General features: G+C 67.4%; 14 protein-coding genes and 2 tRNA genes. 12 read left to right on the top strand and 4 right to left on the bottom strand.

The features are described from left to right. Positions 1–60: 60 nt before the first annotated feature. The gene (locus ACWEKS_RS26960; RefSeq protein WP_452342645.1) at positions 61–1,806 is read right to left on the bottom strand and encodes an N-acyl-D-amino-acid deacylase family protein; all 1,746 of its coding nucleotides are present in this window, start codon (positions 1,804–1,806) and stop codon (positions 61–63) included. 127 nt (positions 1,807–1,933) lie between these two features. Between ACWEKS_RS26960 and ACWEKS_RS26955 the strand changes: the two genes are divergently transcribed. After that, positions 1,934–2,617, top strand: coding sequence for a CPBP family intramembrane glutamic endopeptidase (locus ACWEKS_RS26955; protein WP_452342644.1), 684 nt, complete (start codon positions 1,934–1,936; stop codon positions 2,615–2,617). On the opposite strand, the gene ACWEKS_RS26950 is transcribed toward ACWEKS_RS26955, so the two are convergent. Beyond that, complete coding sequence (locus tag ACWEKS_RS26950) at positions 2,590–3,084, bottom strand: DUF1772 domain-containing protein (protein ID WP_452342643.1); 495 nt, start codon at positions 3,082–3,084, stop codon at positions 2,590–2,592. The two genes, ACWEKS_RS26955 and ACWEKS_RS26950, sit on opposite strands and share 28 nt — an antisense overlap. 119 nt (positions 3,085–3,203) lie before the next feature. Here ACWEKS_RS26950 and ACWEKS_RS26945 point away from each other — a divergent pair, with 119 nt between their 5' ends. The 4 genes from ACWEKS_RS26945 (at position 3,204) to ACWEKS_RS26930 (ending at position 4,939) form a co-directional block, all read left to right on the top strand. Beyond that, on the top strand, positions 3,204–3,695 hold the full coding sequence (locus ACWEKS_RS26945; RefSeq protein ID WP_452342642.1) for a MarR family winged helix-turn-helix transcriptional regulator: 492 nt from the start codon (positions 3,204–3,206) through the stop codon (positions 3,693–3,695). A gap of 91 nt (positions 3,696–3,786) precedes the next feature. Next, the gene (locus tag ACWEKS_RS26940) at positions 3,787–4,659 is read left to right on the top strand and encodes a DMT family transporter (RefSeq protein ID WP_452342641.1); all 873 of its coding nucleotides are present in this window, start codon (positions 3,787–3,789) and stop codon (positions 4,657–4,659) included. A 114-nt stretch (positions 4,660–4,773) separates the two neighbouring features. Continuing rightward, a tRNA-Gly gene (locus ACWEKS_RS26935) sits at positions 4,774–4,849 on the top strand. A gap of 15 nt (positions 4,850–4,864) precedes the next feature. Then, positions 4,865–4,939: transfer RNA gene (locus tag ACWEKS_RS26930), tRNA-Val, on the top strand. Positions 4,940–5,306: 367 nt separating this feature from the next. Here the strand turns inward: ACWEKS_RS26930 and ACWEKS_RS26925 are convergent. Further along, on the bottom strand, positions 5,307–6,560 hold the full coding sequence (locus tag ACWEKS_RS26925; protein ID WP_452342640.1) for a PucR family transcriptional regulator: 1,254 nt from the start codon (positions 6,558–6,560) through the stop codon (positions 5,307–5,309). 141 nt (positions 6,561–6,701) lie between these two features. Between ACWEKS_RS26925 and ACWEKS_RS26920 the strand changes: the two genes are divergently transcribed. From ACWEKS_RS26920 to ACWEKS_RS26890, 7 genes are all read left to right on the top strand, one after another. Then, on the top strand, positions 6,702–8,504 hold the full coding sequence (locus tag ACWEKS_RS26920; protein WP_452342639.1) for an AMP-dependent synthetase/ligase: 1,803 nt from the start codon (positions 6,702–6,704) through the stop codon (positions 8,502–8,504). Between the two features lie 73 nt (positions 8,505–8,577). Continuing rightward, positions 8,578–9,798: an acetyl-CoA C-acetyltransferase gene (locus tag ACWEKS_RS26915; protein WP_452342638.1), complete on the top strand. Its 1,221-nt coding sequence runs from the start codon at positions 8,578–8,580 to the stop codon at positions 9,796–9,798. 31 nt (positions 9,799–9,829) lie between these two features. Continuing rightward, a complete protein-coding gene (locus ACWEKS_RS26910; RefSeq protein ID WP_452342637.1) occupies positions 9,830–11,980 on the top strand; it encodes a 3-hydroxyacyl-CoA dehydrogenase NAD-binding domain-containing protein in 2,151 nt (716 codons plus the stop codon). Positions 11,981–12,012: 32 nt separating this feature from the next. After that, positions 12,013–13,152: an acyl-CoA dehydrogenase family protein gene (locus tag ACWEKS_RS26905; RefSeq protein ID WP_452342636.1), complete on the top strand. Its 1,140-nt coding sequence runs from the start codon at positions 12,013–12,015 to the stop codon at positions 13,150–13,152. A gap of 138 nt (positions 13,153–13,290) precedes the next feature. Further along, positions 13,291–13,797 (top strand): MaoC/PaaZ C-terminal domain-containing protein, encoded by a 507-nt coding sequence (locus ACWEKS_RS26900; protein WP_452342635.1) that lies wholly within the window; start codon positions 13,291–13,293, stop codon positions 13,795–13,797. Next, positions 13,794–14,276 carry a DUF4126 family protein gene (locus tag ACWEKS_RS26895; protein WP_452342634.1) on the top strand — a complete coding sequence of 161 codons (483 nt, stop codon included), beginning with the start codon at positions 13,794–13,796 and terminating at the stop codon, positions 14,274–14,276. The genes ACWEKS_RS26900 and ACWEKS_RS26895 overlap by 4 nt, the downstream gene beginning before the upstream one ends. Before the next feature lie 259 nt (positions 14,277–14,535). Then, positions 14,536–15,201, top strand: coding sequence for an esterase/lipase family protein (locus ACWEKS_RS26890; RefSeq protein WP_452342633.1), 666 nt, complete (start codon positions 14,536–14,538; stop codon positions 15,199–15,201). A 131-nt stretch (positions 15,202–15,332) separates the two neighbouring features. Here the strand turns inward: ACWEKS_RS26890 and ACWEKS_RS26885 are convergent, their stop codons facing one another. After that, positions 15,333–15,695 carry a hypothetical protein gene (locus tag ACWEKS_RS26885; protein WP_452342632.1) on the bottom strand — a complete coding sequence of 121 codons (363 nt, stop codon included), beginning with the start codon at positions 15,693–15,695 and terminating at the stop codon, positions 15,333–15,335. Positions 15,696–15,761: the final 66 nt, after the last annotated feature.

Here is a 15,761-nt window from a genome sequence, read left to right as displayed (position 1 = left end):
GGCTCGATGTAGGGCGTTCACCCGTTGTCGAACGGTGAACACGGCGGTCACGTCCGGCAATCAGTGTGAACGCTGGGAGCGGATGAGGGCGCCGGGCCGGGCGCCGGTGTCCTCGCCGTCGCGGAGCACGACCTCGCCGGAGACGATCGTCGCGCGGTAGCCTTCGGCGCGCTGTAGCAATCGGCGAGCACCACCGGGCAGGTCGTAGGCCATGGCGGGCGGCAGTAGGCGCAGCGCCTCGAAGTCGATCACATTGAGGTCGGCCTTCTTACCGACGGCGATGACGCCGCGGTCGTCCAGCCCGTACATCTGGGCGGTGTCGTAGGTCATCTTCCGGATCGCCAGGGGCAGCGGAATGCGTTCGCCCCGCGCACGATCGCGCGCCCAGTGGGTGAGCAGGTAGGTGGTGTTGGAGGCGTCGCAGATCGCGCCGACGTGCGCGCCGCCGTCGCCGAGACCCACCGCGGTGGCCGGATGCAGGAGCATCTCGCGGATCGGATCCTGTGTGAAGCGGGAGTAGTTGAGCAGCGGGCGGTAGAACAGTGCCCGGCCGTCGCGGGAGAGCAGCTGGTCGTAGATGTAGTGGAACGGTTCGAGACCCGCGCGGGTGGCGTCGCCGGCCAGGCTGGTTTCCGGGTCCGGTTCGTAGTCGGGCGGGTCGCCGAGGGTGAATGTGCGGTCGAGTCCCATGCTGATGAAGGCCATCGGATTGTCGGGGAGATCGGCCTCGGTCAGGATCGTCTCGCGCAGCGCGGGATCGCGGAGTTCGGCGACGAGGGCGTCCAGGTTCTGGCCCGCGCGTTCGACCGCGGCCTGGTAGGAGGGCCGGAACGAGAACGGGTTGAAGGTCTGCAGGCCGATCAGCAGGCCCAGTGGCCGTGCGGAAACCTGTGGGCGCACCGGGATTCCGGAGTCGAAGGCGGCGGCGGCCGCGTCCAGCAGGCGTTTCCAGTCGTCGGGTGCGCCGTCGTGTTGCAGGAGGCCGAAACTCACCGTGCGGCCGGTCTGTTCGGCGAGGCGCAGCATCCAGGCCAGTTCGCGATCGGGGGCGGCGAGATCTTCGCCCATGATGCCGGCGGGGGCGAGTTCGAACACGCCCGCGCCCGCGTCGGCCAGCGCCTGGCCGATGCCGAACAGTTCCTCCTCGGCGGCGAAGGTGCCGGGCACGGGTTCACCGTCGATGGCGCGGTGCACGATCGTGCGTGAGGTCGAAAAGCCCAGTGCCCCGGCCTCGATGCCCTCGCGCACCAGTTTGGCCATCATGGCGATGTCCTCGGGCGAGGCGGGGTCGTTCTTCGCGCCCCGCTCCCCCATCACGTATGCGCGCACCGCGCCGTGCGGCACCTGTGTGCCGACGTCGATGGCCAGCGGCAGCCGGTCCAGTGCGTCGAGGAATTGCGGGAAAGACTGCCAGTCCCAGCGGATTCCGGTCGACAGCGCCGCGCCCGGAATATCCTCGACACCCTCCATCAGCCCGATCAGCCACTCCCGCTTCTCGGGCGTGACCGGGGCGAACCCGACTCCGCAGTTCCCCATCACCACGGTCGTCACGCCGTGCCAGCAGCTGGGCGTGAGCTGCGGGTCCCAGGTGATCTGCCCGTCGTAATGCGTGTGGATGTCCACGAAGCCCGGGGTGACCAGCAGCCCCGTCGCGTCGATCCGGTTCTGCGCCACCGCGTTCGCGAGCGCCCCGGGCGCGGCGATCACCGCGATCCGTCCGTTCTCCACCGCGATGTCGGCCGGATACGGTTCCGCTCCGGTCCCGTCGACGATCGTGCCGCTGCCGATGATGAGTGAGTAGCTCACGAGAGGTCCTAGCAATCCAGATTCGCTAACACTGCACAGACTAACTAGACATGACGTCAGCGAAGTGGGAATCGGGAGAATCCGTTCCGATCAGCGCGGTGACGTGCGGGAAATTATGGTGGAGCCCATGAGAATTCGGCGGTGGCGGCGGGTTTATCTGGCTGCCGAGTACGCGGCGTTGTTCTTCGGCGGGACGACCCTCTACAACGCGGTACTGCGGGGGAAGCCGCCGATTCCGGCGCTGCTGGTACTGGGGACCGGGGTGACGGTGTATCTGCGGCGGTCGAAGGGATTCGATCGAGGGTCGCTGTGGCGGGCGGAGGCATTCCCCGAGCAGGCGCGGTCGATGGCGGTGACCGCCGGAGCGAACGCGGTGGCGCTGACCGCCGTGACCGCGGCGCTGCGCCGGGAGGATCTGTTCGATCTGCCGCGGCGGAATCCGCTGATCTGGCTGGCGGTGATGGTGCTGTATCCCGCCCTGAGCGTGTATCCGCAAGAGTTGATCTTCCGGTCGTTCCTGTTCCACCGCTACCAGCCGGTGTTCGGTGACGGGCGGGCGATGGTGGCGGCCAGCGCCGCGGCCTTCGGCTACGTGCACATCGTGTTCGGAAGCTGGTTCTCGGTGGCGGCGAGCAGCGTCGGCGGTTGGTTGTTCGCCGCGCGGTACATGCGGACGCAGTCGCTGTTCACCGCCTCGGTCGAGCACGCGCTGTACGGGATGCTGGTGTTCTCGGTCGGACTGGGACGGTACTTCTATCACGGCGCCGCCCCGACCGCCCGAATTCAGTTGGGGGCCACCAGAACCGCCTGACGCGACGGTGCGGACTGGACGAAGACGGCCACGGTGACTATGAGCACGAAGGCCAGCAGTGCCGTCGTGGTGCGGGCGATGTGGAACAGCTCCCAGCGATGCAGCAGCTGGGCATAGTCGGCGGGGACCGGGCCCACCGCCCACTGCTTGATCTTGCCGTTGATGGGGACGTTGCCGAATCGTGTGATGACGAAGCTCGTCACCTCGAGGCCGAACGACGTGGCGGCCAAACGGCGCACGAGACCGCCGCTGTAGACGGCCAGCAGCAGTGAGGTCAGCGCGGCCAGCGCCATGGCCGATTGCATGACGGGACCGTTGACCTTCATGAGGGCGGTATGGAAGGTGAAGCGGACGTCCAGGGGGACGGTCTTGAATGCCTGGGCGACATTGATCAAGCCGTAACCGAATGCGCCGCACAGGTATCCGGTGGTGAGCAGAGCGGCTGCGGTGAGCAGGCGGGTGCGCATGGGCGAGCCTTTCGAGAGGTCAGTGGTGCACAGATAGTTCATCTTTCTGAACAGTTCTGATTTTTGAACCTGTATCCTGACTCTGTCAAGACAGCGGTTCGACATCGATCGGAGGGTTCGTGCCTCGTTCACCGCGACCGGCGCACACCGCGGGCGCACCGGTGAGCGCCGAGGAGCAGCGGCGGCTCGAGGCGCTGGCGCCGCTCATCGCCACGCATTTCCGCCGCGCCCACGGCGATATGCCCTCGACCCTGCGCACGTCCTTCGAGGCGGACGGGCTGGGCAATCGCCACGGCGCCGTCCTGGCCCAGGTGCTGGCCGCGGGCAGCATCAGCGTGAGCGAGCTGGCCCGTCGCCTCGGCATCAGCCTCACCAACGCGAGTCAGCTTGCGGGAGAACTGAATCGGGCCGGCTGGCTGCAACGCCACAACGACCCGGACGACAATCGCCGGACCCTGCTGTCGCTCCCCGACGACCGCCGCGACGATGTGGCCACCTTCATCAACCGGCGCTCCGACGCCCTGCTGCGCGCCATGTCCCGGCTCGGCGCCGAGGAACGCCGGGGCTTCCTGGCCGGCCTGCAAGCCTGGGCCGAGGAAATCGACCGCTGACGGCCGCCCCTTGCTGTCGACCGCCTCGCATTCCGCTGGTAGCGGGCCCCTGGCGACCGACCGGCATAGGGTGGTCGGGCAGACTGACCGGGTGGGAAACCTACCTGTGGCAGCGGTGATCTGTGCGTTCATCGGTGCGATCTTGTTCGCGGTGTCGGCGGTGGCGCAGCAGCGGGCCGCGGCGGATGTGCCCGAAGGGGAAGCACTGGTCGCCAAGTTGATTCGGAATCCGCGATGGTTGGCGGGTCTGATCGGGGACGCGGGCGGTTTCGCGTTCCAGGTGGCGGCGCTGGCGCTGGGCTCGGTGCTGGTGGTCCAGCCGATCCTGGTGACGGCACTGGTGTTCGCGCTGCCGCTGGCCGCGCACTACAGCGGCCGCCGGGTGACGGTGGAGATGTGGATGCAGGCGGCGGCGCTGTCGATCGCGCTGGCCTGCTTCCTGGTGATCGGGGACCCGACCCAAGGGGTGACCGACGCGCCCTGGCATCAATGGATGCTGCCGCTGGGGTTGACGCTGGGTGCGATCGTCGCCGGCATCGCAGTGGCAACCACGGTGCGGGTGCCGACCCTGCAAGCCTTGCTGCTGGGCACGGCCGCGGGTCTGCTGTTCGGCATCTCCGCCGCTCTCACGGAGAATGTCACCCAGCTGTTCCGGGTCGGCATCGGCACCGCACTGACCAGTTGGGAGCTCTACGTCCTGGCCGCGTGCGGCATGCTCGGCCTGTACGTGCAACAGCGCGGCTACCAGGTAGGCCCACTATCGGCCTCGCTGCCGGCCTTCACCGTGGCCGAACCGCTGGGCGCGGCCTTCCTCGGCATGACGGTCCTCGGCGAGCGGCTGCGCTCCGGCCCCGTCGGCACCGCCTTCGTCGCCGCGGCGGTCGTCGTCATGTGCGTTGCGGCGGTGCGCCTTTCCCGCGCCCAGGCCACCCCCGCCCCCGCACCCCGGCCCGCCACCGACTGACCATCGCCGCCACGCCCGAAATCCCCCATTTTCCTGGCGATTTGCATTAACCACCCACCCATAGGCTAATGTTCTGTCCCGCAAGCCGATCGGCCCACAAGGCCGGGTGAGCACGCGGATGTAGCGCAGCTGGTAGCGCATCACCTTGCCAAGGTGAGGGTCGCGGGTTCGAATCCCGTCATCCGCTCCACGGGGGATTTTGTCGGCGCGATTAGCTCAGCGGGAGAGCGCTTCCCTGACACGGAAGAGGTCACTGGTTCAATCCCAGTATCGCGCACCAGAGTTCGACCAGAAAGGCCCGGCTTCCGCCGGGCCTTTCTGCCGATTCGGCTCACGTCGGCGGTTAGCGATCACATCCCATGGAACCACCACTCGCGCTAGTTCTACGCGGGCCTGGCATCCCGAATCATGATGACCGATAGGCTGATTCGGGCAATCTGTCACGATGGCCGGCCTCGGTATCTGGTTCCGTGACGAGTGCCTGCCGCGTCCTGGGCGGGGTGGAGCGCCTGATTTCAGCGCGTCGCCCTCCGCGCCCGAGGACGAATTCCTGCTTCGGTCCGTTGGGATCGCGGCGGCCCGGAGATCGGAAATTCCTCTTCGGCCGGGAGCCTCTGCGACGCCGCGGCGGGCAGGGTGCCGGTGCTTCACTCCGGGAGCACCCGTTCACCGAGGGTGGCCACTACCCGGAGAGCGACCTCCAAGGGCATCTTGTGTTCGTCGAGCGGCTGCGGCAGTAATTCCTCGACCTGCTGCATCCGGTAGAGCACCGTGTTCTTGTGCACGCTCAGTGATTCGGCGGCCTTGGCCATGCTGCCTTGTTCGAGGTAGACCAGGGCGGTATCGCGCAGCCGTGCGGTGGCCTCGCCCCGCGCTGCGAGGCCGCCCAGTTCGCGGCGCACGAACCGCGACAGCGCGGCGATGTCGGCGGCCAGGCAGCTGACGAGTTCGACATCGCGGTACAGGGTCACCGGCGCGGGCTCGGTCTCCGCGGCGATCCGGTAGGCCCGCAGGGCCTCCTGGTGGCTGACGCGGAATCCTTCCACTCCGGTCGCGGGGACCCCGGCGGCCAACTGAACGATAGGTTGACGCTGCTCAAATGCCTTCAGGTGAGCAATCTTCCGGAGGTCGGGCACTTCCGGCGTGGCCAGCCAGGCCCAGAGCATCCGGCCGCCGGCGGGCAGCATCAGCGGACGTGGAGCGCCGAGGCCGGTCGCGATGTCGACGGCCAGTGTCTCCAGCATCGCGGTGACGTCGTCCTCGGTGCGGTCCAGAGTCCAGATGATCAGGCCGGTCTGCTGGATGTAGAGGTTGTGCCCGAGTTGCCGTGTGCTGCGCTCGATATCGACCCTGTCCTCGTGGAGGATTGCCTCGACGAGTTCGCGCCTGCGGGTCAGCGCGCTGCTCGCTTGCCGCCGCGTCTCGTCCAGAAAGGCCATTTCAGCGCGCTCGGTAGCACCGGATATGGTGCGGCTCAAGTGATCCCACTGTAGATCCAGCACCACCGGCAGCAACTCCGGATCGGTGATCTCACGGCAGGCGGAGGTCATGATCTCGGCCCAGCTGATGCGTTGCAGGGTCCGGTAGCAGCGTTGCAGCAGTGCGATGTCGTAGCTGCGCTGGGCCAGTGCGCGGCCCAGCGCCTTGGCGGCGTTGGGCAGGTGGATATCGCCGGGACGTTCGTGCGGCCCCTGGCTGAAGTACGCGCCGACGCCGTCGTGCACCGCGACCCGAAGTTCCTGCCGGAGCGCGGCGTCGGATCCGATCTCGGGCACGTCGGCGGCGATGGCGTCGATCATTCGCCCGGACAGGATGCTCAACTCCGGCTCGGCCACCTCACGGTTGGCGAAGGATTCGAACCAGGCTCTGGCCTCCCCAACGAGGTCACGGGGTTGACGCATATCAGTTTCTCCCGGCGTACGTCGATGTACAGATGGCAGCCGTGGCACATTACAGACTGCGGCGGCGGCACAACCGCGGCCGGTCGCTTTGTGATCCACGGTACAAGCGTCTCATTCGCGCATGACAGCACACTGACCGTCATGAGCACTACAGACACCCTTTCGCGGCTGTCGCAGGCGAAGTCGCTGTGCGAGCTGTTCCAGCACACCTGCGCGACTCGAGCCGGAGATCTCGCGCTGCGCACACTCGACGGCAAGACCGCGTTGACGTGGGGTGAATACGGTGCTCGAGTGCGCCGGCTCGCTGCGGGGCTGGCGGCCCTCGGTGTCGGACGCGGTGACACGGTCGCGATCATGCTCACCAACCGCCCCGAGTTCCATCTGATCGATACTGCCGCGTACCACCTGGGCGCGATCCCCTTCTCGGTCTACAACACCAACGCCCCGGCGCAGATCGCCTACCTCTTCGCCAATGCGGGCAATCGCGTCGTCGTGTGCGAGGCACAGTTCCTGGCACGTGTGCTCGAAGCCAAGGAGGGTGGCCGGGTCGAGCACGTGATCTGCCTCGATGACGCCCCGGCGGGCGCCATGACGCTCGCCGAACTCGAAGCCCTGGGCGATTCCGAGTTCGATTTCGAGTCCCATTGGCGTGCGGTTGACGCCGATGACCCGATCACCATCATCTACACCTCCGGCACCACCGGGGCGCCGAAGGGCGTGGAGATGTCGCATGGCAACGCCATGTTCGGCACGGAAGCGATGCTGGGGATCCCGGAGTTCGCGGCGGGTTGCGGTGGGCGGGTGGTGTCCTATCTTCCCGATGCGCACGCCATCAACCGGTGGCTCGCCCACTACATGCCCGCCGTCACCGGTGCGGCGGTGTACACGGTGGCCGATGGCAAGAACCTCGGGGCCGCTCTGCCGGTGGTGCGGCCGACGGTGTTCATCACCGTGCCGATGCTCTGGTACAAGATCGAGGCGGCGGTGCGTACCGCGCTCGCCGAGCAGACCGGCCGGCGCGGTGCGGTGGCCGCGTGGGCGCTCGAGGTCGGCCGGCGCAAGGTCGCCGCGGATCTCGCGGGCCGATCGATCTCCGTGGGGCTGCGGCTGCGGTATCTGCTGGCCGAGCGCCTGGTGCTGGCGCGGCTGCGGGAACGAATCGGTTTGGACCAGACGAGTATTGCCTATACCGGTGCCGCGCCGATCACCCCGGAGACCCTGGAATTCCTGCTGGCGCTGGGGATTCCGGTAGCCGAGGCATGGGGTATGTCCGAGATCGGCCTGGCGACGTCCAATCGTCCGGGTGCGCAGCGGGTGGGCACCGTCGGCACGGTGCTGAACCGGGTAGAAATTCGCCGTCTCGAGGACGGTGAATTGGTGGTCCGCACTCCGGGGGTGATGAAGAGGTACCGCAACGACCCGGTCCGCACTGCCGAGGCCGTCGACGCCGACGGCTGGGTGTACACCGGCGATGTCGGGGTCATCGATGCCGACGGTTACGTCACCATCGTCGATCGCAAGAAGGAATTGATCATCAATTCCGCGGGCAAGAACATGTCGCCCACCAATATCGAGAGCGCGATCCGTGCGGCGAGCCCGCTGGTCGGTTCCGTGGCGGCCATCGGCGATCGGCGCAAATATGTGACCGCGCTGATCACCCTCGAGCCCGAGGCGGCGGCTGTATTCGCCGCCGCGCACGGCGTCGAGGGGTCGCCGCAGGTGCTGGCGGCCGATCCGGCCATTCGACGCCGGCTCGACGAGGCCGTAGCCGTCGCCAACGCGCGACTGTCACGGGTCGAGCAGGTGAAGGCCTACACCGTGCTGCCGGTCTTCTGGGCACCCGGCAGCGACGAGATCACTCCCACGATGAAGCTGCGCCGCGCCGTCATCGCCGAGAAATACGCGAGCGAGATCGATGGGCTCTACACGCGCGACCGGACCTGAACATGCTGCCGCTCAGGCATTTCCAATCGAATGAACCGTCGCGTCGAAGCGACAGAACGGAAGAAAGAGAGCAATGACGACAGAAGCATTCGTGTACGACGCGATTCGCACCCCACGAGGGCTGGGCAAGCCGACCGGTGGGCTGTACACGATCGCGCCGGTCGAGCTCGCCACCGGCCTGATCCGGGAACTGCTGCGGCGCAACGAGGGCATCGACGCGAACCGGATCGACGACGTGATCCTGGGCTGTGTCAGCGCGGTCGGTGAGCAGGGCTTCGGCATCGCCGAAATGGCGGTACTGCGTGCGGGATTGGGCGAGACCGCGGTGGGCGTGCAGCTCAACCGCTACTGCGCTTCGGGACTCGAAGCGGTGAACACCGCCGCCCAGAAGATCGCCTCGGGCTGGGAAGACCTCATCTTCGCCGGTGGCGTCGAATCCATGTCCCGGGTGCCGATGGGCTCCGACGGCGGCATGGTCGTCGCCTCGGATCCCAATGCCTACCAGCGCACCCCGATCATTCCGCAGGGACCGGCCTCGGATCTGCTGGCCGCCAAATACGGATTCGACCGCACCGATCTCGACGCCTTCGCCGCGCGCTCGCACCAGAACGCCGCCCGAGCGTGGGCCGAAGGCCGTTTCAAGGATTCCGTGGTGCCCGTCGCGGACCTCAACGGTGTCGTCGTGCTCGACCACGACGAACTGGTTCGCCCGGACGCCACCGTGGAGTCGCTGGGCGCGTTGCGGCCGTCGTTCGCGGCGATCGGTGAGCACGGCGGCTTCGACGCCGTCGCGCTGCAGCGCTATCACGAGCTCGAGCGCATCGAGCACGTGCACACGGCGGGCAATTCCTCGGGCATCGTGGACGGCGCGTCGCTGCTCGCCATCGGAAACGCCCGTGTCGGTGCGGAATTCGGACTCACCCCGCGCGCGCGGATCGTGGCCACCGCGGTCACCGGATCCGACACGTCGATCGGATTCACCGGCCCCTACCCGGCCTGCCGCAAGGCGCTGGACAAGGCCGGACTGAGCATCGACGACATCGATCTGATCGAGGTCAACGAGGCGTTCGCGGCCGTGGTGCTGACCTTTGCGCAGCAGTTCGACATCGACGTGGACAAGATCAACGTCAACGGTGGCGCCATCGCCATGGGTCACCCGCTGGGCGCGACCGGCGGCATGCTGCTCGGCACCGTCATCGACGAACTCGAGGGCACCGGCAAACGCTACGGTATGGTCACGCTCTGCGCGGTCGGCGGCATCGGCATCGCCACCATCGTCGAGCGCCTGAGCTGATCCGCCCGCACCAGAGAGGACTGGAAAGACAATGAGCGAGAACATCATCGGCTGGGAACTCGGTGCGGACGGCATCGTGGTGCTGACCGTGGACGATCCCTCCCAGACCGCCAACACGTGGAATGCCGCCTTCCGGCAGTCGCTGGCCGTCACCGTGGACCGCCTGGAGGCCGAACGGGAGACCTACGCGGGCGTCGTGATCACCTCCGGCAAGGAAATCTTCAGCGCCGGAGCGGATCTCAAGGAGGTCGGGCCACTGTTCCAGAGCGCGGACGCGGTACAGATCGCCGCCTTCTTCGACGGGGCGAAGGCGCTGCTGCGCCGGCTGGAGCGCCTGGGCAAGCCGGTCGTGACCGCAATCAACGGCACCGCGCTCGGCGGTGGCCTCGAACTCGCGTTGGCAACACACCACCGAATTGCTGTGGACCGTTCAGGAATTCAGATCGGCTTGCCCGAGGTGACCCTCGGCGTGATTCCCGGCGCGGGCGGCGTGGTGCGCACCGTGCGCATGTTCGGCCTGGCGGGCGCGTTGATGAACGTGCTGCTGAAGGGCACCAAGTTCAGCCCGCGCAAGGCGCTCGCGGCCGGGCTGGTCGACGAGGTGGTCGGCACCGATGCCGAATTGCTGCCCGCCGCGCGGGCGTGGATCGCCGCCAACCCGGCTCCCGTGCAGCCGTGGGACCGCAAGGGCTACACCCTCCCGGGCGGGCGCGCCACCGAGGCCGAGCTGTCGCAGCAGGTGTTGGCGCTGGCGGCCACCGTGCGCAAGCAGCTCAAGGGAGCCGATCTGCCGGCCCCGCGCAACCTGATCGCCGCCGCGGTCGAGGGCAGCCTCGTCGACTTCACCGCAGCGTCCACGATCGAGACCCGGTACCTGGTCAACCTGGCGATGAATCCGCTGACCGCCAACGGGATTCAGGCATTCTTCGACCTGCAGCAGGTGAACCGGAACACTGATCGCCCCGCGGGGACGGCGCCTTTCCGTCCGACCAAGGTGGCGGTGCTCGGCGCGGGCATGATGGGCGCGGGTATCGCCTACGAATACGCCAAAGCCGGTGTGGCCGTAGCCCTCAAGGACATCTCGCTGGAGGCGGCCGAACACGGCAAGACGTATTCTCGCACCCTGGTCGAGGCCGCGGTCGCCAAGGGCCGGTGGACCCAGCAGCGCGCCGACGATCTGCTCGCCCGCATCACCCCGACGGCCGACGACGCCGACCTCGCCGGTGCGGATCTGATGATCGAGGCCGTGTTCGAGGACCCCGAACTGAAGAAGAAGACCTACGGCCAGGTCGAGCCGGTCCTCGACGGCGGTGCGCTGCTGGCGTCGAACACCTCGCAGATTCCGATCACCGGACTCGCCGAGGGAGTCACCCGGCCGGAGGCGTTCATCGGCATGCACTTCTCCTCGCCGGTGGACAGGATGCCGATGGTCGAGGTGGTCAAAGGTGCTCTGACCGACCGGGAAACGGTGTCGCGCGCCATCGACGCGGTCCGGCTGATCAACAAGACGCCGATCGTGGTCAACGACGGTCGCGGCTTCTACCTGACGCGCTTGTTCATGGCGGCCACGTTCGAGGCGTGCGAGATGGTGGCCGATGGCGTGCCCGCCACCTCCATCGAACAGGCGGCGCTGCAGAACGGCATGATGACCCAGCCGCTGCTGGTGCTCGACCAGGTGAGCCTGTCGCTGTCCCGGCAGATCATCGCCGACCGGGAAGCCGCGACGGGTAGCACGGACAGCCGCACCGCGGGCGAGGGCGTCGTGATCCGCATGGTCGACGAATTCGGGCGCCTGGGCCGCGCTGCCGGAGCGGGCTTCTACGACTACGCGAACGGCAAGCGTCTCGGGCTGTGGCCGGGCTTGCGCGAGGCGTTCGGACCCGCCCGGGACATCCCGTTCCAGGATCTGCGCGACCGCTACCTGTTCCGGGTGGCGTTGGAGGTGGTCGCCTGCCTCGAGGAGGGCATCGTCGAATCCGCGAGCACGGCCAATGTCGGTTCGGTCATGGGCGGATTCCCGGCCGGAACCGGCGGTGCGCTGTCGTTCATCAACACCTACCAGGGCGGCCCCGCCGGATTCGCCGCCCGGGCCCGCGAACTCGCCGCCGCCTACGGCCCTCGATTCTCCCCGCCCGCCTCGGTGGTGGCCGCCGCCGAGAACGGCAGCCTCGTCGGCCACTGAATCAGCTACTCCTGCAACCAGATCGGACCACCATGAACGCATTCATCCTCGACGAGGATCACCTCGTCTTCCGCGACAACGTCCGCAAGTTCGCCCGCGAGAAGTTCACTCCCGGCCAGCTGCAACGGGCCGCGAGCACGGAATACCCGCGCGCGGAGCTGCGGGAGCTGGCCGCCGCGGGTCTCACCGCATTGGCCGTGCCGGAGGAATACGGCGGACAGGGCGCGGACCTGCTCGCCCTCGGGATCGGCGCCGAAGAAATCGGCTACGCCTGCTCGACCATGGCGCTGGCGTACTTCTTCGTCAATGTGCAGACCAGCTTCTTCGCCGCACACGCCCCGGCGGCGGTGCGCGAGGAGTGGCTGCCCAAACTGATCTCCGGCGAAGCCATCGGCTGCACCGCACTCACCGAACCCGGCACCGGCTCCGACGCCTCCGCGTTGACCTGCCGCGCCGAGCGGGTCGAGGGCGGCTGGAAACTGTACGGCGAGAAGTCCTCCATCACCCAGGCCCCGCACGCCGATGTCGCCGCCGTCATCGCGCAGACCGATCCGGGCAAGCGCGCCAAGGGAATCGGCGCCTTCGTGGTGCCGCTCGACGATCCGACCATCGCGCGACAGGCGTTCCACGACCCGGGCTGCAAGCCCATCGGCCGCGGCGCGCTCACCTTCGACGGCACCTTCGTGCCCGACTCCGCCGTGATGATGGAACCGGGCACCGGCTTCCACGGGATCATGCGCGAATTCGACCTCACCAGAACTCTGATCGGGCTCATGGTGATCGGCACCGCGCAGCGCGCCGTCGACATGACAGTGGAATACACCCAGCAGCGCACCACCTTCGGGCAGCCGCTGGCGGTGAACCAGGGTGTGCAGTTCCCGCTGGCCGAGCACAGCACCTACATCACCGCGGTCCGGGCGCTGGCCTATCAGACCCTCGGCTTGCGCATGGCGGGCGAGCCGCACACCGCCCAGGCGGCGATGCTCAAGTGGTGGGCTCCGCAGGTCGCGATGGCCGCCGTCAACGACTGCGTCGTCCTGCACGGCCACATCGGCTGGTCCGAGGAAATGCCGTTGCAGGCCATGCTGCGCGACGTGTCGGGCTACCAGATCGGTGACGGCACACCGCAGATCCAGAAGATGATCATCGCCCGCGATCTGTACACCCGGTGACGACGACGCCTGACGCATAGGCCGGCGAGGACCATCTGGTTGGCGGCATCAGCGATCCGCCAACCAAGTGATCCTCGCCGTCGACGTCACCGCCGTCCACCGTGTCTTCTCACCTGAGCCACGCCAAGGAGATGTCCCATGAACGGAAACCAGTCCACCGGCGCGCGCCTCTACGCCGAGGACCTCACCGAGATAGTCGGTGTCACACAGGAACTCGGCCGATACAACCTGACCGAGGAGGCCATCCGCGCGTTCGCGCAGCAATGGGATCCGCTGGCGATCCATGTCGGCGATGGCGAACACTTCGGCGGTGTGATCGCCAGCGGCCTGCACACTCTGTGCGTGTTCCAACGGCTCGCCGTGGCCGGCGTCTACTCGCGATGGGCCGTCGTCGCCGGACGCGACGTCAGGGGCATGACGCTGCCGAAACCGGTCCACCCCGGAGACACCCTTACGGGCCGGGTCACGATCGCCGACGTCGCACCGGCGCGGGGCGGGCGAGCGAAAGTCCGTGTCCGGGGGGAACTCTCCAACCAGCACGACGAGCGCGTCATGATCATCGAACTCGATGGCTACGTCCACTGCCGGGGCAACGCCGCGGATACTCCTTCACCCGGTAACTTGCACGAGAAGAGGGCTACGTGACACACGCGCTGGTATTGCTGTCAGCCCTGCTTATCGGTGTAGTTGCGGGCCTCCGGGCGCTCACCGCACCCGCGGTGGTGGCCTGGGGTGCCGCGCTCGGCTGGTTGCCGGTGGCGGACACATGGGCCGGCTGGATCGCGCACCCAGTCGCCGTGACCGTGCTGACCATCCTGCTGGTGGTCGAGCTGATCACTGATCAACTGCCTTCGACCCCGCCCCGGACGGTACCGCCGCAGTTCCTGTCCCGGATCGTCACCGGCGCCTTCGCCGGTGCCGTAGTTGGTGCCGGGTGGCACCACACCTTCACCGGGATGGTGTGCGGCGTGGTCGGCGCGGTAATCGGGACACTGGGCGGGTTCCATGCGCGGCGACTGCTGGTCGAGCGGACCGGCGGCCGCGACCTTCCGGTGGCGTTGGCTGAAGACGTCCTCGCGGTGGGCGGCGGTTTCGTCATCGTCGCTCTGGCCATGAGCCTGTAAGGCCGAATGTCGACCGAGGCAATGGCGTGCACAGGATATCGGCGACCGGTTGGGCCGGCAGGACGATGCCCAGGCTCGGAAACCAAGCCGTCACGAACCACCGCAAGGCACTCGAGAAATTCGGATCGACTGCACGGACTCGGCACGCTGATAACTGCGGTGGTAGAACGGCAGTCAGATCTTCAACGAAAGCGGGCCGATGTACTCCCTCAGGCAGATCGCACGCACAGGCCTTGTCCTGCTGTGCGCGGCAACAGGATTGGTCACAGGGCACGTCGGGACCGCGGCAGCGGAAGGCGGTGACCGGGACCCGGTCCTGGTGATCGGCGGCATCTATGCGGATCAGGCGCGGTTGGAGAGCCTCCAGGATTGGCTCGATGCACGCGGATACTCTGCCTTTTCGATGGTGCTGGCCGGGAATCCTACGGGGACAGCGCCGATCTCGGAGTCAGCGCAGGCCGTCGCCGACAAGGTCGCCGACATCCGTCGACAGACCGGGGCGCGACGGGTGGATCTGGTCGGTCACTCCATGGGCGGTCTAGCACAGCGGGCCTATGTGAAATTCCTCGGCGGAATCGATTCGGTCGGAACCTACATCGACTACGGCACACCCGAACAAGGTGACGACCTCGGAACCCTGTGCTCCGGGGTGTCCCCGGGTTGCCAAGATCTGGTGCCGGGTTCAGCATTCCTGACTCGGCTCAATGCGGATCCCGCGGTGCCGTCGGGCCTGATCGCCTACCATTTCTCCTCCGACAGCGCTGGGGCGGAGAAGAGCCCGCTGCCGGGCGCGACCAATGTCAGTATCCAATCGTTCTGCCCCGGCCGTACGGTCTCCCACGGCCAAGAGCCGATCGACGGTGCATTGCAGCAGTTGATCGATTCCGCGCTGCGTGGTGCGCCATTGGCCACCAACTGCCCCTGAACGCCAAGGTAAGGCGCATCATGCCAGCTCCTGCGCACGGCCAACAGGCGCCTGCGCGGCACGTCGCGGCGACCCGCCCAGTCGGCAGATACGAAACAGGCAACCTGATTCGCCGGCGTTTCGAGGGTGGATCACACTCCGGATCGGTGCATGTAGCAGTTGGTTTCGATCACCGAACCGGGGTCGAGGTGTTCGGTCCAGCCGGCGGGGCCGACCACGTGAAGTGTGTCCGTCCACGGCGAATAGGGCTTGCCCTGGGCGTCATAGCCGGGGTACGGGACGTAACCCCAGTAGCAGGCGAGTCCGGCGGCCGGGGGCGAGAAGACCCACATGTCGGATGGGATATCCACGCCTACCGATACGTGCCGGACCTGTTGCTGTGCAAGCACATTCGGGTCGCCGTTGCTCACATCGCCGGGAGCCGCACCCGCTACACCCACTGCCATCGCGAACGCCGCCGCTCCGGCCGACCCCACCCCGAACACACGCTTCATCCCCAACCCATTCCTCTTGTCGAATCCCCGCCGCGCCCGAAACAAAGACGGCGCGGCGAACTCTAA

It is taken from the genome of Nocardia sp. NPDC004711 (assembly GCF_053601595.1).
Note: the sequence above shows the minus strand (reverse complement) of the source record. Positions and strands in the feature narration are given on the sequence as shown.

Excerpts from the sequence above, each read along its gene's own strand:
- ACWEKS_RS26955 (WP_452342644.1), top strand. The coding sequence starts at position 1,934 with ATGAGAATTCGGCGGTGGCGGCGGGTTTATCTGGCTGCCGAGTACGCG.
- ACWEKS_RS26950 (WP_452342643.1), bottom strand. The coding sequence starts at position 3,084 with ATGCGCACCCGCCTGCTCACCGCAGCCGCTCTGCTCACCACCGGATAC.
- ACWEKS_RS26925 (WP_452342640.1), bottom strand. The coding sequence starts at position 6,560 with ATGCGTCAACCCCGTGACCTCGTTGGGGAGGCCAGAGCCTGGTTCGAA.
- ACWEKS_RS26920 (WP_452342639.1), top strand. The coding sequence starts at position 6,702 with ATGAGCACTACAGACACCCTTTCGCGGCTGTCGCAGGCGAAGTCGCTG.
- ACWEKS_RS26915 (WP_452342638.1), top strand. The coding sequence starts at position 8,578 with ATGACGACAGAAGCATTCGTGTACGACGCGATTCGCACCCCACGAGGG.
- ACWEKS_RS26910 (WP_452342637.1), top strand. The coding sequence starts at position 9,830 with ATGAGCGAGAACATCATCGGCTGGGAACTCGGTGCGGACGGCATCGTG.
- ACWEKS_RS26905 (WP_452342636.1), top strand. The coding sequence starts at position 12,013 with ATGAACGCATTCATCCTCGACGAGGATCACCTCGTCTTCCGCGACAAC.
- ACWEKS_RS26900 (WP_452342635.1), top strand. The coding sequence starts at position 13,291 with ATGAACGGAAACCAGTCCACCGGCGCGCGCCTCTACGCCGAGGACCTC.
- ACWEKS_RS26885 (WP_452342632.1), bottom strand. The coding sequence starts at position 15,695 with ATGAAGCGTGTGTTCGGGGTGGGGTCGGCCGGAGCGGCGGCGTTCGCG.